Origin of the sequence: Bhargavaea cecembensis (genome assembly GCF_000826125.2) — a bacterium.
In the GTDB taxonomy this organism is placed as follows: Bacteria; Bacillota; Bacilli; order Bacillales_A; family Planococcaceae; genus Bhargavaea; species Bhargavaea cecembensis_B.
This window is the reverse complement of the sequence record NZ_LN651373.1, coordinates 377109-397896: the sequence shown is the minus strand read 5'-3', so window position 1 is coordinate 397896 and position 20788 is coordinate 377109. Positions and strand designations below refer to the sequence as shown.

Below are 20788 nucleotides of genomic sequence, written 5' to 3'. Positions count from 1 at the left end.
TTTGATCAATATAAGTAAATCCCGTTGAATCCCGTTCCGCAGATGAGCAGGCCGCCCAGGATTACGGCGAGCCTGAATGCATCGGTTTCCTTCGCCGGTCCTGACACTTCCTCTGCGTCCGTCATCCCGGACACGTACGCTTCCACCTTTGATGATTGGCGGCGGAACGATTTGAACGACCGGATGAATCCATCAAACACCCCCGCCCGGACAACCTGCACGACTCCTCCCGCGAAAAACAGGGCAGCCCCGAGCAGGAACAGCGGATCCGACAGTTTCCCGCCGGAGACGAAATCGGCTGTCAGCAACAGAACCGCGGGGGCCAGGCATCTGGTCAGCACCCGCTTCATACCAATTCCCCTCCTGCCAGGATGAGCCCGTTGTCAGCACTCCCGCCTCTTCGCTCGGCCGCCGCTTCTTCGGAACAAAGCAGCCAATGACCGGGTGCGACTTCGCGAAGCATGTCATCCTCCGAGTGCACGATCTCCGGTTTCTCCAGCCGCTCCCTCGATCTGGTCGCATGAGGGTCGGCCACCGGAATGGCGGACAGGAGGGACCGGGTGTATGGATGCAGAGGATTTTCGTACAGTTCATCACTCTCCGCCACTTCGACGAGGCGGCCCTTGTACATGACGCCGACCCGGTCGCTGATGTAGCGGACCATCGACAGATCATGAGCGATGAAAATATACGTCAACCCTTTTTCCCTCTGAAGCTTTTTCAGCAAGTTGACGATCTGCGCCTGGATGGATACATCGAGCGCCGAAATCGGCTCGTCCGCAATGATCAGATCCGGTTCCACAGCCAAAGCACGAGCAATCCCGATCCGCTGCCTCTGCCCGCCGCTGAATTCATGCGGATATCGGTTGGCGTGCTCTTTTGCCAAGCCGACAGTTTCCAGAAGCTGATGGACTTTCTCCATCCGCTCCGATCGGCTCGAGTAAAGCCGGTGGATATCCATTCCTTCGGCAATGATATCGGCGACCGTCCAACGGGGATTGAGGGAAGAGTAAGGATCCTGGAACACCATCTGGATTTTCTTGTTCAGTTCCGACCGCTTCATGGACCGGACGTCTTCTCCCAGATAGCGGACCTCCCCGCCGGAATGCGGATTGAGCCCGATGATCGTCCGGCCGGTCGTCGACTTTCCGCAACCCGATTCTCCGACGAGCCCGAAAGTCTCTCCCCTGAACACATCCAGCGAAATTCCGTCCACCGCCTTCACGATGTTCTTCTTGCCGATCTGAAAATGCTGTTTCAAATCCCGGATCTCCAGGAGTTTTTCCTCTCGCGCCGGCACGGTGATTTCCCCGGCATGTGAGAGCAACTCTTCCTTCACCCTCATCTGTCCGATGCGGAGCGCCACCTTCTTCGCCTTTTCATGCAACAGCCAAGTCGCGGCATAGTGGGTATCCGTAACCTTGAACATCGGCGGGTCAAGCTCATGATCGATTTTAAGGGCATATTCGTTCCGCTCCGCAAACGCATCCCCTTCCGGCGGGTAAAGCAGATTCGGCGGTGAACCGGGGATCGTCTTCAGATCGTCGCTGCCGAGCTTGAGATCCGGCATCGCTTCGAGCAGGCCTTTCGTATACGGGTGCTGAGGATTGTAAAACACTTCATCCGTCTTCCCGATCTCCACGATTTTCCCTGCATACATGACTGCCACCCGGTCCGCGACTTCCGCTACGACGCCAAGGTCATGCGTGATGAAAATAAAGGAAGTGCCGGTCTTGTCGCGCAAGTCTTTGATCAGCTCCAAAATCTGGGCCTGGACCGAAACATCGAGCGCCGTCGTCGGCTCGTCCGCGATGACGATTTCCGGGTTGCAGGCAAGCGCCATCGCGATGACCACGCGCTGCTGCATGCCGCCGGAAAACTGGTGCGGATATAGTCCGGCACGGGTTTCCGCGTCCGGGATGCCCACGAGCTTGAGGAGCTCAAGCACCTTCTCCTCCGCCTGTTTCCGCGAGACGTCCTGGTGGGTCAGAATCCCCTCCATGATCTGCTTTTTCACGGGCATCGTCGGATTGAGCGACGTCATCGGGTCCTGGAAGATGATCGAGATTTCCGCTCCGCGGAGTGCACGCAGACGCTTTTTGCTGAACTTAGTGACGTCTTCTCCCTTGTAAAGGATGCTTCCTTCCTTGATCCGTCCGGCGGGTTTCGGCACGAGTCCGGCGAGGCTCTTGGACATGACCGACTTGCCGGATCCCGACTCCCCGACGACCGCGAGGATTTCTCCGCGCTGGAGGTCGAACTCCACTCCACGGACCGCCTGGACTTCTCCTGCATCCGTATCGAATGAGACTTTCAAGTTGTTTACTGAAAGGATGGTTTCCATCGTCCTCCTCCTCATTTGCGCATTTTAGGATCCAACGAATCCCGCAGCCCGTCTCCGAGCAGGTTGAAACTCACCATGATCATACTGATGATGATCGACGAGTACATCAGGAGATGCGGATAAATCTTCATCATTTTAAAGCCGTCGTTGACGAGCGTTCCGAGCGACGCGATCGGCGGCTGGAGACCGAGACCGATGAAGCTCAGAAATGCCTCCGTGAAGATGGCGTTCGGAATCGTGAACATCGTCGTGATGATGATCGGGCCGAGCGTGTTCGGGATGAGATGGCCGCCCATAAGCCGGGCATCCCCCGCACCCAATGTCCGCGATGCGAGAACAAACTCCTGGTTTTTGAGCTTCAACACCTGTCCCCTGACAATCCGGGCCATGTTGACCCAGCCGGTGATCACCATCGCGAGCGTGATGGAAATGATTCCCGGCTGCAGGACAAGAATCAGCAGAATGATCACAATGAGGCTCGGAATTCCGATGAGCACCTCGATGACCCGCTGCATCACATTATCGACCCGGCCGCCATAGTAGGCGGATATGCTTCCGTAGGCAACGCCGATCACGAGGTCGAGGGCAGCCGCGAGGAACGCGATGTAAAGCGAAATGCGGGTCCCTTCCCAGATCCGCGTCCAGATATCCCGGCCGAGGCTGTCCGTGCCGAACCAGTAGTAGTCCTGCACATCTTTCGCCGCATATTGATCGATGCCACGGATGTCCGTACCGCTCATCCCGAGCCATGAGATCTGCTCAAGTCCCGGCACTTTCGGCGGCAGGTTGGCATGCTCCAGGTTCTGGTCGTCAAAGCCGTGCGAATTCATGTACGGACCGGCGATCGCCATGAACAGGATGAGCCCGATCATGATCAGGCCGGCGAATGCGCCTTTATTTTTCCGGAGGCGGCCCCAGGAGTCTTTCCAATAGGAGTTGGACGGCACAGAAGCCTCCGCGGCCTTCTTCGCATCCGCTTCTCTTGAAAGCTCAAACAAGTCATCATGCAGTTCCAGATCATCCATTCGCATGACGCCCACCTCCTGTCAGCCGGATCCTCGGATCGATGAGGACGTACAAGATATCAACGACGAACACGATGAGAATGAAGAAGAAGCTGTAAAACAGCGTCACACCCATGATCACCGGATAGTCGTTGGTCAGAATCGACTTGACGAACTGTTCCCCGAGGCCCGGGATGCTGAAAATCTGCTCGACGACGAGCGTGCCGGTCATCAGCGACACCGCAAGCGGTCCGAGAATCGTGACAATCGGGATCATCGCATTGCGGAGGGCATGCCGGATGATGAGCAGCGACTCGCGGATCCCTTTGGCTCTCGCCGTGACGATATAGTCGTTCCCGAGCACATCGAGCATTTCATTCCTCATGAACCGGGCGATCGTCGCCACGACAAACGCCGCGAGCGCAATCGTCGGAAGGATCGAATACTCGAATCCTTCCCAGAATGCGACCGGCAGCCACTGGAGGCGGACGCCGACCCAGTACTGCAGAAGCCCTGCAAAAACGAAGTTCGGGATCGACAGGCCGAGAACGGCGATGATCATCGAACCGTAGTCGAGAAACGTATTGTGCTTCAGGGCCGCAACGATGCCGAGCAAGAGGCCGAGCAGCGTGCCGGCAATCAATGACTGTGCACCGAGCACCGCCGATACACCGATCCGTTCGCCGATGATGCTCGTCACGGAGCGTCCGTCAAACTGGAAGCTGACACCGAGATCACCGGCAAGCAGATTGCCGAGATATTTGAAATACTGGACGGCCAGCGGTTCATCGAGCCCGTACCGCTTCGCCATGAGCGCCTTCTGCGCCGCCGACAGCCGTTCATCATTGAAGGGCGAGCCGGGCAGCGTGTGCATCAGGAAGAAGGTGAATGTTGCGATCAGCAAAAATGTGAACAGCATATAGCCGAATCTGCTGAAAATGTATTTTTTCATGCTCTCTCACCCTTCCGTTCAGAGTTCATTCACCCTTGTCTTTTCCGGTGTTTTTACTTTTCGACGGATGTCCATTTATACGTGAATGTCGAATTTCCGTGGGCGGTGAATCCTTTGACATGCGGCTTGATCAGTCGCGCCGAACCCGCCTGGTACAACGGTGAAATGGCTGCTTCTTCGCCGATCAGGATGTTCTCCGCTTCCTGAAGTTCCTTGTAGCGGCCGACCTCATCCGAGAAATCGGTCTGTGCCTTGTTCAGGATTTCGTCATAGCGTTCATTCTTGAAGTCCTGCCAGTTATAGGCGCCGTCGGACTGGAAGATCGTCAGGAACTCCACCGGATCCGCCACGTCATTCCGCCAGCCCGAATAGGAGAGGTCGTAGTCCTGGTTCGCTTCCAAGTCGATTTTCTGCTTGTTCGGCTGCTGGTTGATCGTGATCGTCAGTCCCGGAAGATTTTTCTCGAGCTGGTTCTTCATGAACTCTGCGACCGACTTCCGCTGTTCGTCATCGTAGCTCAGCATTTCGAACGTCAGTTCGGACATCCCGAGTTCATCCAGGCCTTTTTGCCAGAGCTCCTGAGCTTCCTCAACCGTCCCTTTGTTCAAGTCGCCATAGGCTTCCCGGAAATCCGAGCCGTCCGGCAGTTCCACGAACCCCGGGAAGACGAGGAAGTAAGCAGGAATGGAACCGTTCTTCAAAATCAGTTCGGCGGCCTGTTCCTTATCCCAAGCCATATCGAGCGCCTTCCTGATATTCGTGTTTTTTAGCTGATCGTTGCGCTGGTTGATTCTGAGGAAATACACCTCGGATTTCAGGGACGTGTTGTATTCGTCGCTGTCCTGGTAGACGTCGATGAATTCCGAGGACAGGTTGGCGACATCGACCGATCCTGTCTCATACAGGTTCACTTCAGTGGCAGTGTCCTTCGTCACTTTGACTTCCACCTCGTCAAGTTTCACCGTGTCCGCGTCCCAGTACTTGTCGTTCTTTTCCAGCACCCATTTCGCGTCATGGTCCCATGAACTCAGCACGAACGGTCCGTTGTAGACCATCGTGTCCGCTTCCAGCGCGTATTTGTCGCCCTGGGATTCGACAAATTCCTGTGGCTGCGGGTAGAAGACCGGATTGGTCAGCAGTTCCGTGAAATACGGCACCGCGTTCTCCAGTTCGACTTCGAGCGTATAGTCGTCCACCGCCTTGACGCCGAGCTCGTCCACTTTCCCATAGGAAGGGGAATCCGGGTCCTGGATGCCATTCGCCCCTTTGATCGGTCCCATCAGGTAAGCGTGCGGTGAAAGCGTATCGGGATGAAGCGCTTTCTTCCAGGCATACACAAAATCATTCGCCGTCGTCGGTTCCCCGTCACTCCAGAGCGCATCTTCTTTCAGATTGAACGTGTATTTCAGACCATCTTCGGTTACGTCAAAATCATCGATCACGCCCGGCACGACCTGATCGTTCTGATCCAGCCGGAACAATCCTTCAACCACGTTCTGCAACACGGTCTGCGAAAGTCCGTCCATCGACCCATTCGTCTGCAACGTCGGGATTTCACCGCCCGCAGCCAGATGAAGGACTTGCTTGCTTCCCGGGTCAGCCGCTTTCGCATCGTCGCCGGAGGCAGTGTTTTCTTTATCCCCGCCATAACATCCTGCGAGCATCAGCATCCCTGCCAAGACTGAAGTTCCCAACATCCGCTGATTCCTTTTCATTGTATGTCCCTCCTCATAATGTCCAGCATATTTGACACCCTGTTATTAGTGTAAAAGTAATTGACACTTTTTAAGTCCGGGACTCAACCGACTGCTCTTCCGTTTCCTCGAGCAAAAACCCTTCCGGCCATTCATCTTCCGGGTCGAGCAGGAACTGATGGATTCCCGTCAGGTAGCCGTTTCCGGTCACTTCCGGAATGACGGCAAGCTTGCCGCCGACTTCCGCTTCCGACAGGATCGTGCCGCGGAACTGGCCGTCCGTAATGCTTTCGTGGATAAAGCTTTCCCCCTCTTCAAGCTGACCGTGCGCATGGAGGCTCGCCAGCCGGGCGCACGTCCCGGTTCCGCACGGGGAGCGGTCGATCTGTTCATCGGCGAACACGGTCACATTGCGCAGGTCGGACGTGGATTTCCGCGGGCAGTCGGAGTAGATGACGCCGTAGATCCCTTGCAGCCCCGGCTCGAGCGGATGGATGACGCGGACTGTGCGCTCCGCCTCCCGTTTGATTTTCGTCGCCCATTTCTGGAGCTCCGGCAGATCGGCATTTTCCACGGACAGGCCGAGCTGTGCCGAATCCAGAATCACATAAAACGCACCGCCGAACGAAATGTCCGCCGTTAGCGTCTTCCCGTCCACTTCGAGCCGGAGATCTTTCTCCAAGACGAATGACGGAACGTTCTCAAACGACACGGACTTTACATTCGTCCCGTCGAATTCGGCGCGTGCGACGACCCGGCCCGCCGGACTGTCGATGACGAATTCCCGGCTCGCCTCCTTCATTTCAAAGCGCCCGGTCTCGATTCCCATCGTGAGGACGCCAATGATGCCGTGGCCGCACATCGTGCTCCAGCCCTCGTTGTGCATAAACAGCACCCCGAAATCCGAGCCCTCTTCGGCGGGCGGTGTGATGATGCAGCCGTACATCCCGTGATGGCCGCGCGGCTCCAGCATAAGGGTCTTCCGGATCCCGTCAAGGTGCTCCATACAATACGCCCGCCGTTCGAGCTGTGTCTTGCCCTCGATCTCCGGCAGGCCGTCCGTGATGATCCGGAGCGGCTCCCCGGCCACATGAACATCCACCGTTGAAAACATCTTATTGATCCGCATGTCCTTCCCCCTTTCTTTTGGTTGCCCCATAGACTTGCAAGTATCTTGCCAATATTCTAATCTCCGACCGGGAAAATAAAAAAGCAACCCGGGATGGCCGGATTGCCGAAGAAGTCAGAAACCATTATTGAAACTCGTAAAGAAGAACATCCCGAACAGCAGAAACATGAGGATCGTGACGGCGATGCTGACGGCGAACATGATGAACGAGACGAGCAGATAAAGGCCGTAGTGATGGAACAGATCGCTCAATGCCCGTGTGTCGCCGCCCTGGCGGATGGCCGCCGCGGCCGCTCCGGTTTTATAAGTCAGGTAGCCGAGAAAAACCGTGATCGCCCCCGGGATGGCGCCGACGATAAAGTAAATCAGGCCCGACAGTGCGGCGATTCCGCCCGTGATCATCATGACGATGCCCATGACTTTCCCCCACGTCGCAATGCGCTGAAGGCCTTTCTGTGCGACGAGTTCTTCATTGAATGACTGTGGCTGCATTTTCATCCCTCCTTCCTCCACTTCTTGCACCCTATGTATGGATAAGCCTATTGTATCCCATCGTTGCACGGGTGGGAACCGCCCCCGGTGGACTTCCGTTCGCCATTCCCCTACCCTAGTGAAAAAGGGGGCGATCGATATGAAAATGACCGATGCGATCCGGGGATTGGCCGAAAACCGCTTTTCCCCGCTGGAACTCGTCCGGGAAGCGCTCGATGCGACCGACCGGCTGAACGGTGAACTGAATGCCCTGATCACCGTCTGCGAAGAACAAGCGCTCCAAGATGCCGGGCGGCTCACCCGCGAATGGGAGGCCGGCCGCATGCGGGGACCGCTCCACGGAATTCCGGTCGTCGTGAAGGACATGATCGACACGGAGGGCGTCCGGACGACGATGGGCTCCAAAATCTTCGAATCCCGTGTTCCCGCCGAAGACGCGACGGTCGTGCGAAAGCTGAAAGACGCCGGAGCCGTCATCATCGGCAAGGCGAACACCCACGAATTCGCCTACGGCCCGACCGGTGATGTGTCTCATTTCGGACCGGTCCGGAACCCGTTCGACCCTTCAAAAATCTCTGGAGGATCCAGCAGCGGTTCAGCTGCAGCGGTCGCATCCGGCATGGCCATCGCCGGAATCGGAACAGACACCGGCGGCTCGGTCCGCATCCCGGCATCCGCCTGCGGCCTCGTCGGCATGAAACCGACGTTCGGCCGGATCAGCAAGCATGGCATCTTCCCGCTCGCCGACACGCTCGATCACCCCGGTCCGCTGACCGAAGACGTCCGGTCCAATGCAATTCTGCTCAACATCCTCGCCGGTCATGACTCCGAGGACCCGCATTCCATGAAGGCGGATGTTCCGGACTTCACCGCGCAGCTCGGCCAAGACGTCCGGGGAATGAAGATCGGCCTGCCGGCAAAATACTTCAGCGACGTCGATCCGGAAGTGGAACAGGCCGTCCGGCAGGCTGCAGAGCGGTTCGAACAGAAGGGGGCCCAACTTCTTGAAGCCGATATCCCGGCGCTCCCCGACATCTGGCACCACCAGATGGTCACCATCCAGTCGGAAGCGGCCGCCGTCCACCGGCAGCTGATGGAGGAACGGCCGGACGACTATGCCCCCGAAGTGCTCGGCCGGCTGAAAGACAGCATCCGCATCTCCGCCTGGCAATACGTCCAGACCCTGCAGGCCCGCCGGTCGCTCGTTCATTCCTACAACGAAGTGTTTGACGAGGTCGACGTACTGCTCACCCCGACGCTTCCGATCCTCCCGACCGACATCGGCCAGCGCGAAGTGACCATCCGGGGCAAGGAGTTGGACGTCGTCCCGTCCCTCCTGCGACTCACTTCCCCGACAAATTTCACCGGAAACCCGAGTCTGAGCCTCCCGTGCGGATTTTCCGGAAGCGGCCTCCCGATCGGCATGCAGCTCATCGGCAGGCACGGCGAAGAAGCGAAGCTGTACCGGTTCGGACACGCGCTTGAACAGCAATGAGAAAAAGGCTTTCCGGTTGGATTCTCCGGAAAGCCCTTTTCATGAATCGAGGTGATCCGTCCGGCGGCCGCGCGCCTGCTCCATCTCACGCTCCCGGTTCTCGATCTTCGCCATCGTATAGCCGAGCCCCGCGCCGAACAGGCCGCCGACAAGCACCTCAAGCGGCTGGTGGCCGAGCAGCTCCTTCAGTTCCTTCTCCTGCTCCACATACTCGAGACTCGGGAATTCCCCGGACAACTTTACAAAGTTGTCCTCGAGATCATTCACGAGCTTCGCAATCTCTCCGGTATGCCGGCGGATCCCCTGCGCGTCGTACATGACGATCGTCCCGAACACGACGGCGAGCGCGGTCTCCGTATGTCGTGCCCCTTTGTTCGACGCGACGTACGCTGCCAGCGCCGACACCCCGGCCGAGTGGGAACTCGGCATGCCGCCGGTCGTGAACGCCTGCCGAAGGTCCCATTTCCCGGTCACCGCCTTATGCGTGAAAATCTTCAGCCCCTGCGCGATCCCAATCGCCCCAAACGCCGTCAGGATCCCCCGGTTCATCTGCCGCACCTGCTGCACCGGCTTTGACTCCGCGAGGGGTTTGATCGGTTGCATGATTTTAGACTCCATTCAGCCTCCGTGAAAGCTCTCGTTGCTTCCGTGAAAATGAGGAAAGAAAGTTTGCTTCCGCGAAAGTCCACCTTGCTTCCGCGAAAATAAAACCCTCCCGAAGTCGCCACCCACCTCCAGAAGTTAACACTCGCAATCCCTCAATTAACGCTCGCCCAAGCTAACACTCTTCCTCAGTAAGTCGACACCCGATCCACCAATTCCCCAACACGGTCAATCTTCGCGTCCCACTCTTCCGGTTCGCCGAATCCGTACGCGGCCCAGATGAACGGGACGCCTGCCTGGCGGGCGGCTTTCCGGTCGCCTTCCGTGTCGCCGACATAGACGGGGGCTTTCAAGCCGTTCCGCTCGACGATAAGCCGGATGTTGTCGCCTTTTGGCAGTCCGGTGCGTCCGGGATTTTCATAGTCCTCGAAAAATCGCTCCAGTCCGTGTGCCGCAAAAAACGCCTCGATGTATCCGTCCTGGCAGTTGCTGACGATGAAGAGGCGGAATTGCTCCGACAACTCCCGGAGCACTTCCTCAAGATCCGGATAAAGAACGCCCCCCACTTCCGCAACCCAGTCATTTTCGTGCCGGACGCACGCATCCATGAGCGCGGTCCGCTTCTCTTCTTCCAAATCTCCGAACAGGATTTTGCCGATTTCTTCGATCAGAAGACCCATCGTTTTCGTCAGGTCTTCCTCGGTCACTTCGCCGTCCACGCCCGGTGTTTCGCGGATTACGCTCGTCCAGGATTCTGCGACCGCTTTGCGGGAGTCCCAAAGTGTGCCGTCCAGGTCGAAAATAATGCTGTCTGCTTTCATGTTTTTTCCTCCTCGCTGATGGTCTTGATATGACGCCAGCCGCCGTACCGGTAATAAAGGAAGGCGGCGAGGCTGCTGATGGCAAAGCTCACGCCCATACCGAGCGCGATGCCCTTTTCCCCGTACCACCCGGCGAGCAGCCAGGTGAGCGGATAGCGCAGCACCCAAAATGAAATGATGTTGAGCACGAGCACCTGGAACATCGCGCCCGCCGCGCGCACCGTGCCGTTCAGGATGAAGTTGATGCCGAGGAACGGGTAGAAGAAGGCGATCATCTTCAGATAGTCCGCGCCGAATGCCACCGCCTCCGGATCATCGATGAACAGCCGGATGCCGAAGTCGGCGAACAAGACGAGAATCGCGGCGAGCGCGAGCATGGCGACCAGATTGAAGAAAAACCCGTACTTCGTGATCCGGCTCACCCGGTCCCATTTGCCCGCGCCGATGTTCTGGCCGGCCATCGAGTTGACCGCGGTGCCGANCGGGGGCTTTCAAGCCGTTCCGCTCGACGATAAGCCGGATGTTGTCGCCTTTTGGCAGTCCGGTGCGTCCGGGATTTTCATAGTCCTCGAAAAATCGCTCCAGTCCGTGTGCCGCAAAAAACGCCTCGATGTATCCGTCCTGGCAGTTGCTGACGATGAAGAGGCGGAATTGCTCCGACAACTCCCGGAGCACTTCCTCAAGATCCGGATAAAGAACGCCCCCCACTTCCGCAACCCAGTCATTTTCGTGCCGGACGCACGCATCCATGAGCGCGGTCCGCTTCTCTTCTTCCAAATCTCCGAACAGGATTTTGCCGATTTCTTCGATCAGAAGACCCATCGTTTTCGTCAGGTCTTCCTCGGTCACTTCGCCGTCCACGCCCGGTGTTTCGCGGATTACGCTCGTCCAGGATTCTGCGACCGCTTTGCGGGAGTCCCAAAGTGTGCCGTCCAGGTCGAAAATAATGCTGTCTGCTTTCATGTTTTTTCCTCCTCGCTGATGGTCTTGATATGACGCCAGCCGCCGTACCGGTAATAAAGGAAGGCGGCGAGGCTGCTGATGGCAAAGCTCACGCCCATACCGAGCGCGATGCCCTTTTCCCCGTACCACCCGGCGAGCAGCCAGGTGAGCGGATAGCGCAGCACCCAAAATGAAATGATGTTGAGCACGAGCACCTGGAACATCGCGCCCGCCGCGCGCACCGTGCCGTTCAGGATGAAGTTGATGCCGAGGAACGGGTAGAAGAAGGCGATCATCTTCAGATAGTCCGCGCCGAATGCCACCGCCTCCGGATCATCGATGAACAGCCGGATGCCGAAGTCGGCGAACAAGACGAGAATCGCGGCGAGCGCGAGCATGGCGACCAGATTGAAGAAAAACCCGTACTTCGTGATCCGGCTCACCCGGTCCCATTTGCCCGCGCCGATGTTCTGGCCGGCCATCGAGTTGACCGCGGTGCCGAGCGCCTGCGCCGGCAGCATGATCAGGCTGTCGAGCCGCTGCGCTGCCCCGTAGCCCGCGACGACGGCCGGACCGAACGAAGCGACGACACTCATGATCGCCATGATTCCCGCAGAAATGACGCTCATCTGGAGTCCCGCCGGGATGCCGAGCTTCAGGATATCCTTCACTTCGCGAGCGGACGGGACGGACGGCTTCGTGAACGGGACGAGCTTTTTCCGGCGGATATAGATAAAACCGAATGCGAACGCGCCGCCCTGCGAGACAATTGTCGCATACGCCGCCCCCTGGACCCCCAGCCCGAATCCGGAAATGAAAAGCGGGTCGAGCACTGTGTTGAGCACGACCGCCGCCGTCACAAAATAAAGCGGCGTCTTCGAATCGCCGACCGACCGGAGCACCGTCGTGATGAAGTTGTATCCGAACAGGAACAGCATGCCGATGAAGTTGATCTTCAGGTAGCTGACGGCGAGCGGCATCATGACGTCCGGCGTCCCGAGCAGCCGCAGGACCGGGGTAGCCGCGGCGAACCCGATCAGCCCGAGCCCGATCGCCATCGCGGACATGAGCACGACGAATGCATTCAGATATCGCTTCAGGCCCGACTCGCTCCCCCGCCCTTTCTGCTGGGACAGAATCGTCAGCGCCGCATTGTTCAGTCCGATCACAAACGAGAGCACGGTGAACAGCACCGTCGACGACAGCGACACCGCTCCGAGCGCATCCGCCCCGATCAGGTTCCCGACCCACAGGCTGTCGATAAGCTGATAAGAAACTTGAAGCAAATTCGCAAGCAAGATCGGCCACGCGAATGAATACAGCTGCCGGGCGAGCGGACCGGTTGTAAAGTCATGCTGGGCGGCCATATCGGGGGGACCTCCTTCATGGGTTGTTTCTTCTTCTATCTTCGTCCAGAACGCCTTCCGGTGCAACTTGCAAACAAAAGCCGATCCCACCGAAAAATCGGCAGACCGGCTTGGTCGATTGAATTATTTAGCCCGGAGGCGGTTCGCGGAAGCCATCACCGCCCAGACAAGCAGAGGAAGCGCGAGAGCCCCGGCCAGCATGGAAAGAAACATTTTGACCGCAGCATTCGTATTGCTGAATCCGACGAAGGCGATCAGCGCTCCCATGACGATGAGGAAAGGCAACACTTTCGCCAGGCTGGCCGCTTTAATCCTGCCTGCCGCTTTCCACTTGTTCTCATACGCCGTAAGCGCAGTCCAGGCAGCGGGAACCGCCATAACGGTCAGGATGACTGCTGCGACGAAAAGGAATGCATTCAGGATTCCGGTGCTCAGGATGGCTCCCGCCCACGCAATTCCCGTCAGCAGGACGAGCGGAAGGGCCGCCTTTCCGATCCATGCACTGTTCCTGCCGTATTTCTCGACCGTCGTCTCTCGGTCGGTATAAAGCGGCTTCGTTCCGGCAGGCGCCCGGAACAAGTGAATAGTTGCAGCTGACGCAACATGCGACCATCCCGAGGAGTCAAATACATCCAGATACTCATCCTCCTCTCCGTCCTCCAAAGTCCGGTAATCAATGCTGTAAATGAAATCTGCAGGCTCCCCTTTCTCCAGTGTATAGCCCATGAATGCAAAATCCTTCAAGTGCCAACCTTCGCGGGAGAATCGCTGCAGTTTTTTCATGTCTTTCTCCTCCGAAAACGCCAGCCCGCCTGATGTGATGTACTTGGTCTTCTTCATTTCCCCGCCTCCTTCAGTCCGTTTTCTGCCAGTTGGATCATCAGCTTTCTAGTTTTCAAGTCTTCTTCCAGCACTTCCCTGCCCTTATCGGTGAGCAGGTACGTCTTCCTCCTCGAATCTGAGTCGTCATACAGGTAAATCCATTCACTTTTCAATAACTTCTTGATGATTGTATACATCGAGGCGGGCCCGATCGTGATGGCCCCTTCCGACGTCTCCTCAATCTGGCTCATGATGGCATAGCCATGCCGCGGCTGCGCCAGGACCGCCATGATATAAAACATCGAATCCGTCAGCTGTTCATTTTTGTTCAAGCTATTCCCCTCGCTCCTTATATCGCTAAGTGATATATCCAAAACCAATATAGCATGGTGGGCAGAGAGTTGTCTATAGATATATCAAAAAATGATATAAAGACAAAAAGAACAGGCTCCGCCTCTGCGAAGCCTGCCCATTTAATTTTATCCCTTTGCCGGCGGTTCCCGTCTTTCTCTCATCTCAATCAGCCACTCAAATACAGAAATGACTGAAGCAACCCCGACGCCCAATACCAGACTTCCCCTTTCTTCCGCTCCGAAAAGCCGGCAGATCGCAAAAAAGGCGAGACATCTGATCCCAAACAGGATCAAACTTTGAACCAGTCCATCCCCCGCAACTGCCCCGAGGATGACTGCGACTACAGAATCGAGCGTAAACAAATACGCGAAAATCGCCGTCGCCAGCAAAAGAAGACTCCAGCCGGAAAGATCAATCCCGAACACCAGACCGATTGTATGGACCGAGCCCATTACCGCCAGCAGGATTGCGGCCAGCGCACCGGCAGGAAACAGCGAAATCAAACCCGACACGACCAACGTCATGACGGCAGACATCCGTTCCTCGCCGGTCTCCCGTTTGTTCGCCCTCCGGATGAACAAATAAATCGGCAGCAGGCAGACGAGCCAAGCCGACAAGGCAATCATAAAAATCATCATAGAACCAAGCATCCAATCTAAATGAGAGTTATCTGTTATACGTCCTTCCCGGAAAAGAGTTTCAGGCGTTGTTCGGGTCTCTGTGTAATTTCATTCTGCGATTGATGTAGCAAGAGACGGCATGGTGAGTACTAACTTTGGAGCGGCGAGTGTCAATATCGGCGGGATGGATATCAACTCTCGCGAAAGGACACACGGAACTTCTTTCCCTGTTCGCCCAAAAAACGACCGGCAATCCCCACGGCTTCGACGGGAACCAGATTGACGGCCGGCTGCTCACCCACTGCCTGTACGTGCGGTCGGTCACGGACGGCGCCGAAGACACGGGCATGCCGCGCTCTTCGGAAGACCTGAACGAACTGTACGCCGCATTCGGCCTCGCCCGGGATGATCTGTGGAGTTTCGTGACGTGCCGGGGGCTCATCGGCCATACCGCGGCCGGCGTGCATCCGCTCTGGAAAGCGGCAGCCGACACCGGAAGCGTGCTGAACGTCCCGCTGAAAATGCTCGGCGGGCTGACGGCCATCACCCCCGCCGCCGGCCGCGACGTGTGGATCGTCGAAAACTCCGGCGTCTGCTCAGCACTCGTCGACCTCGTCCCGGACGTGCCGGTCATCTGCACGCACGGCCAGTTCCGCACCGCCGCGTGGGTCGGCTCGACATGCTCGCCCGGCAAGACGTCGCGTTCCATTACTCCGGCGACTTCGACCCGGAAGGCCTGCAGATGGCCCAGCGGCTGCTCCACCGCTACCCCGGCCAAGCGAAACTTTGGCGGATGGACCGCGATTCCTACCGGGCCGCCATTTCCGACGAAGACATCACCCCCCGGCTCGCCAAACTCGACGGACTCGAAGACCCCGCCCTGACCGACCTCGCCGCCGAACTGCGCCAAGTCGGAAAAGCGGGGTATCAGGAAGGACTGCTCGGGTCGCTGGCCGGGGATATGGAATGAATGAGGAGAGTTTGGCTTCGAGTGAGGAGAGTTTGGGGCCGAGTGAGGAGAGTTTGGTCTCGAGTGAGGAGAGTTTGGTCTCGAGTGAGGAGAGTTTGGCCTCATAAATTCCTCAAGCCTGTTGAATCCATCGTTCCGCAAATAAAAAAGCCGTCCAGCCATCGATCTTCCAGATGCTGGGCGGCTTGTTCAATTATCAAGTTGGTCTTCGATCATCAGAACCCAGCGATCAAGCGTCAAGCCTTCATCTTTGTTCTCCACCCGGTTCCGGATATAATCGAGATCTGCCTGCTCGTAGTTGTTCGACAAAAGGAATAATCCCCATCGATCATTGTCGGGGTGATCAGACCCTCTAAGACGATCTAAAATAATATCTTCAATGGAGATAATATAAATCGAGTCTTCGCCCACTTTCATTTCTGTGAGCCGGTCATAGGAACCTTCCAGCGCACTGTCCACCACATCGACCGCGACTTCCAATTGTTCATGATAGAAAATCCTGCCCGCTTTGTCGAAGCCGATTTTCGGCAACAATTCCCTCAGTGTCATGCTCGAACTTGTGACCAGATCAATATCCCTCGTCGTATAATCTCCTGCTGTATAAATTTCGACAGCCAGTCCTCCAACAATGATCGGCATCGCATCGACCCGATGATAGGGCGCCATTAAAGACGTGATGACTGCAGCCACTTTGACCATTGCAGCCAGATTGTCTTCCTTATAAGATTGGATGCCCTCCAATTCCTTGATTGCACGATCGATCTTTTCTTGGCTGATCATTTCAGCTTGAACCTGGACAAGACTTCCGCTTCATCGGGGTGGCGTTCTTTTTCAGGCTTCTCACCTGTTGGGTCAGCCGGATTCAGGCGGTCATAATGCTCAAGGACGCGGGTCACTCTTTCCCTGTTCGCACGGTGATGGCGCATCACTTCTTCAAAAGTAACTTTCCTCACGAACATCCCTCCTAAAGCTGAGTATGTCGGCATCCCGATTTACATATGCAGCCTTCAGATCACCCCGAGACTCTCCGTCTTCAAGTCCGTCACGAACATATGCCCCGGCGCATGAGTAATCATGAGCTCAGGCTTCGTATGCATGGCGACTGCCTGCGGGGTGACGCCGCACGCCCAGAACACCAGCGTTTCCCCTTCACGGATCGTGACAGGGTCACCGTAATCCGGCCGGGACAAGTCGCAGATGCCGATTTCTTTGGGATTCCCGATTTGGACCGGCGCCCCGTGGACGGACGGGAACCGGCTCGTCACCTGGACGGCGCGGACAATGTCTTCATTGCGGATCGGCCGCATCGAGACGACGGTCGGGCCGGAGAACCTGCCCGCCGGCACTGTCTCGATTGAGGTCCGGTACATCGGGACGTTCACGCCTTCCTCATTGTGCCGCATCGGGATGCCGTTCCGGATCAGCGCCTCTTCGAACGTAAAGCTGCAGCCGATAAGGAAAGCGACGAGATCATCCCGCCAATAGCCCATCAGATCAGCCGGTTCATCTATGAGTACTCCCTTTTCATATACCCGGTATTTCGGAATATCAGTCCGGAGATCCGCCCCGGGTGCAGACAACTTCGGCACCGGCGACCCGATATCCGTCACATCGATGATCGGGCACGGTTTCGGATTCCTCTGGCAAAACAAGAGAAACTCGAACGCCTCGTCTTTCGGCAGGATGGCCAGGTTTGCCTGGACAAAACCGTCACAAAAGCCGGATGTCGGGCCTGTGTGGATGCCCGTGCGGACCCGTTCGCGGAATTCGTTAGGGGACAACGCCATGAGATCGTCTCCTTTCTTATTGAATTAAATGACAAAGAAAACGACGGCAAGCACTGCAACTCCGGCAACCCACGTGTAAATCAATTTCCGCTCGACCGTCGTTTGCCGTTCAACCAAGCGATGGACAAACGACAGAATGAGCAGATTCATGAAGAAAAGAAAATAAATGCCGATCAAATACATCATCCATAAATGTGCTTGGATGAGATCAGGCATCGGCGTCAGCATGAGCAGGACCATCAGGATGACCGATGAGATGAGCAGCCAAACAAAAATGACGAGGCTCATCTTGTTCCATATCCGGTGCTTCATGAACCCGGCATGAGCCTGGGAATAGTGAAACAACAGTTGATTGCACGCAAACAGCGTCGCAGCAATCGCCAGAAATAAAACCAGACGTCCCACGGCACCGGAAGAATCCGGCGGGAACTGCCTCATATATAAATCCAATCCGGCCGCCAATACCACGAGCAAACCTGCGACCAGCAGTTGTCTCAGCCAATAAGTTCTCATCAAATCCCCCCGGCCCTTCTACGGCCACGGGGATTGAAAGATTCACGACTGGCGGAAAGGCGGGCAGCTCGGTATTCTGCGATCGCGATTCCCCGGGCGCATTTTCGCGACCGCTTGGGTGGTTTTCGCGCCCGCTTTGCCTCTTTTCGTACCCGTAATTCTAACGGGCAGATTTTCGCGCCCGCTTTACACCTTTTCGCGCCCGCAATTCTCACGGGCAAATTTTCGCGCCTGCTTGGGTGGTTTTCGCGTCCGCTTTGCATCTTTTCGCGCCTGCTTGGCCGGTTTTCGCGACCGCTTCGCATCTTTTCGTGCCCGCAATCCTCAGGGGCAGGTTTTCGCGTCCGCTTTGCATCTTTTCGCGACCGCAATTCTCGCGGGCAAAATTCTCGCGGCCGCTCGAGCACTTTTCGCGTCCGCTTTGCACCTTTTCGCGCCCGCAATCCCCCGCATGGATTTTCACCGCCGCCCGCCCTGTTTCAATCCCGCTTCCCCTTTATCAGTCCCTCACTTCCCGGCCATGCGTTCCATCTGCCGTTCGGCGAACTTTTTCAGCAGATGAACGCCCTGCACGCAGTCGGACAGGTCCGTCCATTCCGCCGGATTATGGCTTACGCCGTCTTGGCTTCGCACGAAGATCATCGCCATCGGCATATGCCGGCCGAGGATCATCGCGTCGTGCCCGGCGCCGCTCATGAGCTCCATCGGCTCCAGCCCCTCTGCACGGAAAACCTCACGCAGCTCTTCGCGGATGCTTTCCTCAACCGGCACCGGATCGATCGAGGAGGCCAGCTCCAGCTCGACCTGCACGCCGCGCTCTGCCGCGCACCGCTCCGCCGTTTCCCATACTTTTTCGACGAGCGCATCGCGCGCATCTTTGTCGAGGTCCCGGATATCGACCGTCAGTTCCACTTGCTCAGGAATGACATTCGTCCCATTCGGCGAGACGGTCAGCCGGCCGACCGTCGCAACTGCGGTCTCGCTCACGGACGGCGGGAGCGAGCTGGCTTCAAAAACGAAACGTCCGGCGGCCACGAGCGGATCCCGGCGCCCGGCCATTGGCGTGTTGCCCGCATGGCCCGCAGAACCCGCGAACCGGATATCCAGCCAAGCCGGCCCGGCGATCCCCTTCACGATGCCCGCCGGAAGATCCGCCGCTTCAAGAAGCTTCCCCTGCTCGATATGGACCTCCGTGTAAAACCCGATCTCCGCCAGATCCCTCGCCGATGCGAAAAAAGCCTCTTCCGAACTGCCGTAATCCCCGATCACTTCCGAAAACGGTCTGCCCTCATTGTCAGTGAGCCGGTCCACAGCAGCCCGGTCCAAGTCGCCGGTCATCGCCTGGCTGCCGAGAATGCCCGCGCCGAACCGCGAGCCTTCTTCCTCGGAAAAGATGAGCACTTCATACGGAACCGGCGGAACGAAGCCCGTCCCCTTCCACGCCTCGGCCACTTCCAGCGCCGTCAGCACACCGAGCGGCCCATCGAAGTTCCCGCCGTTCGGCACACTGTCGACATGCGATCCGGCAGCAAACGCCGGACCGTCCGACTTGCCCTCCAGCCGGCCGATCACATTGCCCGCGCCGTCTTCACGGACATCAAGCCCCGCCTCGCGCATCCAGAGCATCACCTGCTCCTTCGCCTGCTTCTCCTCAAATGAAAATCCCGTCCGGTCGACTCCGCCCTCGGCCGTATCGCCGATCTCCGAAAGAGCTGCCAACCGCTCCGCCAAGCGCGTGCCGCTGACGCCGTCCCGATCCAACGCCTTTTCATGACCTTCCAGCAAGCGTGCCAATAGTCCGTTCTCCATGACCGATCCCTCCGCGGATATGTATTTTAAATCTTTCATCTCTTCCCTATTATGCTACACTTTCATTAATCGAAAAGAAAGGCAGGGACCACCGCCATGGAGCAAATCAAAACCGCCGCCCTCATCGGCCTCGGCGCGATCGGCGCAGCCTACGGGGAACGCCTTCAGCAACACCTCGGCAACCAATTCTCTGTTCTCGCCGACAAGCGCCGCCTGGCCCGCTACGCGGAACACGGCATCCGCATCAACGGCCGCAACGCCCGCTTCAACTACCAATCCTCAGATGAAAACACCGAGCCGGTCGACCTCCTCCTGTTCGGCGTCAAAAACGACCAGCTCGCCGGCGCCATCGAAGAATCCCGCCCGTTCATCGGACCGGACACCATTCTGCTGCCGCTCCTGAACGGAATTTCCAGCGAAGACGAGCTGAAAGCCGCCTACCCGGAAAATCCCGTTCTCTACAGCATGTGCGTCGGCATCGATGCCCAGCGGAAAGACCGGGACATCTCCTACTCCAAATTAGGAAAAATCGTCTTCGGCACAAAAGACGGCGAATACCCAGAAGCCGAGACCGCCGTCCGGGAACTGTTCGAACAGGCGGACGTCCCGTTTGAAATCCCGGACGACATCTGGCGAGAGATGTGGTGGAAATTCATGCTCAACGTCGGCATCAACCAAATCTCCTCCGTCCTGCGCGCCCCGTACTCCGTCTTCCAAAATGTGAAAAGCGCACGCGACTGGCTTGAATCCGTCATGATGGAAGTCGTCCGGATCTCCAGGGCCGTCGGCGTCAACCTGACCGAAGCCGACATCCAGCGGGCACGCCCCGTCCTTGAAAGCCTCGCCCCCGAAGGAAAAACGAGCATGTTGCAGGACATCGAACACGGCCGCAAAACCGAAGTCGAATACATGGCCGGCAAGGTGATTGAGCTCGGGGAAAGATATGACGTGGACGTGCCGGAGAACCGGAATTTGCTGAGGGTGATCAGGATATTGGAGAAGATGTGACCATATTAAAAGCCGTGTTGCCATCAGGCAACACGGCTTTTCGTCAGAAGTCTGCAGATGGA

At 57.2% G+C, this 20788-nt stretch carries 21 protein-coding genes and 3 pseudogenes; 4 read left to right on the top strand and 20 right to left on the bottom strand.

The window, feature by feature from the left end:
• Window positions 1-5: 5 nt before the first annotated feature.
• The 7 genes from BN1189_RS07620 to BN1189_RS07590 all read right to left on the bottom strand — a co-directional run bounded on the left by BN1189_RS07620 (window position 6) and on the right by BN1189_RS07590 (window position 7621).
• On the bottom strand, window positions 6-350 hold the full coding sequence (locus BN1189_RS07620) for a DUF3899 domain-containing protein (protein WP_040226993.1): 345 nt from the start codon (window positions 348-350) through the stop codon (window positions 6-8).
• The gene (locus BN1189_RS16655; RefSeq protein ID WP_069201962.1) at window positions 347-2344 is read right to left on the bottom strand and encodes an ABC transporter ATP-binding protein; all 1998 of its coding nucleotides are present in this window, start codon (window positions 2342-2344) and stop codon (window positions 347-349) included. The genes BN1189_RS07620 and BN1189_RS16655 overlap by 4 nt, the downstream gene beginning before the upstream one ends.
• 11 nt (window positions 2345-2355) lie before the next feature.
• On the bottom strand, window positions 2356-3369 hold the full coding sequence (gene opp3C / locus BN1189_RS07610; RefSeq protein WP_040226991.1) for an oligopeptide ABC transporter permease: 1014 nt from the start codon (window positions 3367-3369) through the stop codon (window positions 2356-2358).
• Complete coding sequence (gene opp3b / locus BN1189_RS07605) at window positions 3362-4300, bottom strand: oligopeptide ABC transporter permease (RefSeq protein ID WP_040226989.1); 939 nt, start codon at window positions 4298-4300, stop codon at window positions 3362-3364. The genes opp3C and opp3b overlap by 8 nt, the downstream gene beginning before the upstream one ends.
• A gap of 53 nt (window positions 4301-4353) precedes the next feature.
• Complete coding sequence (locus tag BN1189_RS07600; protein ID WP_040226987.1) at window positions 4354-6015, bottom strand: peptide ABC transporter substrate-binding protein; 1662 nt, start codon at window positions 6013-6015, stop codon at window positions 4354-4356.
• 70 nt (window positions 6016-6085) lie between these two features.
• Entirely contained in the window at window positions 6086-7123 is a 1038-nt protein-coding gene (locus BN1189_RS07595) for a proline racemase family protein (RefSeq protein ID WP_052455740.1), read from the bottom strand.
• Window positions 7124-7237: 114 nt separating this feature from the next.
• Window positions 7238-7621, bottom strand: coding sequence for a DUF5362 family protein (locus BN1189_RS07590; RefSeq protein ID WP_040226985.1), 384 nt, complete (start codon window positions 7619-7621; stop codon window positions 7238-7240).
• Window positions 7622-7754: 133 nt separating this feature from the next.
• Between BN1189_RS07590 and BN1189_RS07585 the strand changes: the two genes are divergently transcribed.
• Entirely contained in the window at window positions 7755-9110 is a 1356-nt protein-coding gene (locus BN1189_RS07585) for an Asp-tRNA(Asn)/Glu-tRNA(Gln) amidotransferase GatCAB subunit A (protein WP_040226983.1), read from the top strand.
• Window positions 9111-9149: 39 nt separating this feature from the next.
• Here the strand turns inward: BN1189_RS07585 and BN1189_RS07580 are convergent, their stop codons facing one another.
• The 8 genes and pseudogenes from BN1189_RS07580 to BN1189_RS07545 all read right to left on the bottom strand — a co-directional run bounded on the left by BN1189_RS07580 (window position 9150) and on the right by BN1189_RS07545 (window position 14543).
• Entirely contained in the window at window positions 9150-9668 is a 519-nt protein-coding gene (locus BN1189_RS07580; protein ID WP_040227108.1) for a divergent PAP2 family protein, read from the bottom strand.
• Window positions 9669-9901: 233 nt separating this feature from the next.
• Window positions 9902-10534, bottom strand: a complete 633-nt coding sequence (locus BN1189_RS07575) for an HAD family hydrolase (protein WP_040226982.1) — start codon at window positions 10532-10534, stop codon at window positions 9902-9904.
• A pseudogene (locus BN1189_RS07570) lies at window positions 10531-11013 on the bottom strand (MATE family efflux transporter); the annotation flags it as partial. The pseudogene BN1189_RS07570 and the gene BN1189_RS07575, both read right to left, overlap by 4 nt.
• Window positions 11014-11098: 85 nt before the next feature.
• A pseudogene (locus BN1189_RS16465) lies at window positions 11099-11497 on the bottom strand (HAD family hydrolase); the annotation flags it as partial.
• The gene (locus BN1189_RS07560; protein WP_040226978.1) at window positions 11494-12843 is read right to left on the bottom strand and encodes an MATE family efflux transporter; all 1350 of its coding nucleotides are present in this window, start codon (window positions 12841-12843) and stop codon (window positions 11494-11496) included. The gene BN1189_RS07560 and the pseudogene BN1189_RS16465, both read right to left, overlap by 4 nt.
• A gap of 123 nt (window positions 12844-12966) precedes the next feature.
• The gene (locus BN1189_RS07555; protein ID WP_040226977.1) at window positions 12967-13683 is read right to left on the bottom strand and encodes a DUF2812 domain-containing protein; all 717 of its coding nucleotides are present in this window, start codon (window positions 13681-13683) and stop codon (window positions 12967-12969) included.
• Window positions 13680-13997 (bottom strand): PadR family transcriptional regulator, encoded by a 318-nt coding sequence (locus BN1189_RS07550; RefSeq protein ID WP_098049690.1) that lies wholly within the window; start codon window positions 13995-13997, stop codon window positions 13680-13682. Before BN1189_RS07550 ends, BN1189_RS07555 begins: the two co-directional genes overlap by 4 nt.
• A gap of 147 nt (window positions 13998-14144) precedes the next feature.
• Complete coding sequence (locus BN1189_RS07545; protein ID WP_143242272.1) at window positions 14145-14543, bottom strand: hypothetical protein; 399 nt, start codon at window positions 14541-14543, stop codon at window positions 14145-14147.
• 263 nt (window positions 14544-14806) lie between these two features.
• On the opposite strand from BN1189_RS07545, the pseudogene BN1189_RS07540 reads away from it, so the two are divergent.
• Window positions 14807-15292: pseudogene (locus tag BN1189_RS07540) on the top strand (TIGR02679 domain-containing protein); the annotation flags it as partial.
• A gap of 26 nt (window positions 15293-15318) precedes the next feature.
• Window positions 15319-15609: a DUF2399 domain-containing protein gene (locus tag BN1189_RS16770; protein ID WP_082194182.1), complete on the top strand. Its 291-nt coding sequence runs from the start codon at window positions 15319-15321 to the stop codon at window positions 15607-15609.
• Window positions 15610-15798: 189 nt separating this feature from the next.
• Here the strand turns inward: BN1189_RS16770 and BN1189_RS07530 are convergent, their stop codons facing one another.
• From BN1189_RS07530 to BN1189_RS07505, 5 genes are all read right to left on the bottom strand, one after another.
• Window positions 15799-16389: a DUF6036 family nucleotidyltransferase gene (locus tag BN1189_RS07530; RefSeq protein ID WP_052455738.1), complete on the bottom strand. Its 591-nt coding sequence runs from the start codon at window positions 16387-16389 to the stop codon at window positions 15799-15801.
• On the bottom strand, window positions 16386-16562 hold the full coding sequence (locus BN1189_RS16055; protein ID WP_179860930.1) for a hypothetical protein: 177 nt from the start codon (window positions 16560-16562) through the stop codon (window positions 16386-16388). Before BN1189_RS16055 ends, BN1189_RS07530 begins: the two co-directional genes overlap by 4 nt.
• Before the next feature lie 54 nt (window positions 16563-16616).
• The gene (locus BN1189_RS07520) at window positions 16617-17396 is read right to left on the bottom strand and encodes a putative hydro-lyase (protein ID WP_040226972.1); all 780 of its coding nucleotides are present in this window, start codon (window positions 17394-17396) and stop codon (window positions 16617-16619) included.
• A gap of 24 nt (window positions 17397-17420) precedes the next feature.
• On the bottom strand, window positions 17421-17909 hold the full coding sequence (locus BN1189_RS07515) for a hypothetical protein (protein ID WP_143242271.1): 489 nt from the start codon (window positions 17907-17909) through the stop codon (window positions 17421-17423).
• Window positions 17910-18416: 507 nt separating this feature from the next.
• On the bottom strand, window positions 18417-19718 hold the full coding sequence (locus BN1189_RS07505; protein WP_040226967.1) for a M20 family metallo-hydrolase: 1302 nt from the start codon (window positions 19716-19718) through the stop codon (window positions 18417-18419).
• 96 nt (window positions 19719-19814) lie between these two features.
• Between BN1189_RS07505 and BN1189_RS07500 the strand changes: the two genes are divergently transcribed.
• Entirely contained in the window at window positions 19815-20726 is a 912-nt protein-coding gene (locus tag BN1189_RS07500; RefSeq protein WP_040226965.1) for a ketopantoate reductase family protein, read from the top strand.
• Window positions 20727-20788 lie beyond the last annotated feature (62 nt).

Bases quoted from the DNA above. Each gene is read 5' to 3' on its own strand.
- BN1189_RS07585 (WP_040226983.1), top strand. From the start codon at position 7,755: ATGAAAATGACCGATGCGATCCGGGGATTGGCCGAAAACCGCTTTTCC.
- BN1189_RS07500 (WP_040226965.1), top strand. From the start codon at position 19,815: ATGGAGCAAATCAAAACCGCCGCCCTCATCGGCCTCGGCGCGATCGGC.
- BN1189_RS16655 (WP_069201962.1), bottom strand. From the start codon at position 2,344: ATGGAAACCATCCTTTCAGTAAACAACTTGAAAGTCTCATTCGATACG.
- BN1189_RS07505 (WP_040226967.1), bottom strand. From the start codon at position 19,718: ATGGAGAACGGACTATTGGCACGCTTGCTGGAAGGTCATGAAAAGGCG.
- BN1189_RS07620 (WP_040226993.1), bottom strand. From the start codon at position 350: ATGAAGCGGGTGCTGACCAGATGCCTGGCCCCCGCGGTTCTGTTGCTG.
- opp3C (WP_040226991.1), bottom strand. From the start codon at position 3,369: ATGGATGATCTGGAACTGCATGATGACTTGTTTGAGCTTTCAAGAGAA.
- BN1189_RS16770 (WP_082194182.1), top strand. From the start codon at position 15,319: ATGCTCGCCCGGCAAGACGTCGCGTTCCATTACTCCGGCGACTTCGAC.
- BN1189_RS07590 (WP_040226985.1), bottom strand. From the start codon at position 7,621: ATGAAAATGCAGCCACAGTCATTCAATGAAGAACTCGTCGCACAGAAA.
- BN1189_RS07595 (WP_052455740.1), bottom strand. From the start codon at position 7,123: ATGCGGATCAATAAGATGTTTTCAACGGTGGATGTTCATGTGGCCGGG.
- opp3b (WP_040226989.1), bottom strand. From the start codon at position 4,300: ATGAAAAAATACATTTTCAGCAGATTCGGCTATATGCTGTTCACATTT.
- BN1189_RS07545 (WP_143242272.1), bottom strand. From the start codon at position 14,543: ATGACGTTGGTCGTGTCGGGTTTGATTTCGCTGTTTCCTGCCGGTGCG.
- BN1189_RS07555 (WP_040226977.1), bottom strand. From the start codon at position 13,683: ATGAAGAAGACCAAGTACATCACATCAGGCGGGCTGGCGTTTTCGGAG.
- BN1189_RS07560 (WP_040226978.1), bottom strand. From the start codon at position 12,843: ATGGCCGCCCAGCATGACTTTACAACCGGTCCGCTCGCCCGGCAGCTG.
- BN1189_RS07515 (WP_143242271.1), bottom strand. From the start codon at position 17,909: ATGAGAACTTATTGGCTGAGACAACTGCTGGTCGCAGGTTTGCTCGTG.
- BN1189_RS07575 (WP_040226982.1), bottom strand. From the start codon at position 10,534: ATGAAAGCAGACAGCATTATTTTCGACCTGGACGGCACACTTTGGGAC.
- BN1189_RS07530 (WP_052455738.1), bottom strand. From the start codon at position 16,389: ATGATCAGCCAAGAAAAGATCGATCGTGCAATCAAGGAATTGGAGGGC.
- BN1189_RS07600 (WP_040226987.1), bottom strand. From the start codon at position 6,015: ATGAAAAGGAATCAGCGGATGTTGGGAACTTCAGTCTTGGCAGGGATG.
- BN1189_RS07520 (WP_040226972.1), bottom strand. From the start codon at position 17,396: ATGGCGTTGTCCCCTAACGAATTCCGCGAACGGGTCCGCACGGGCATC.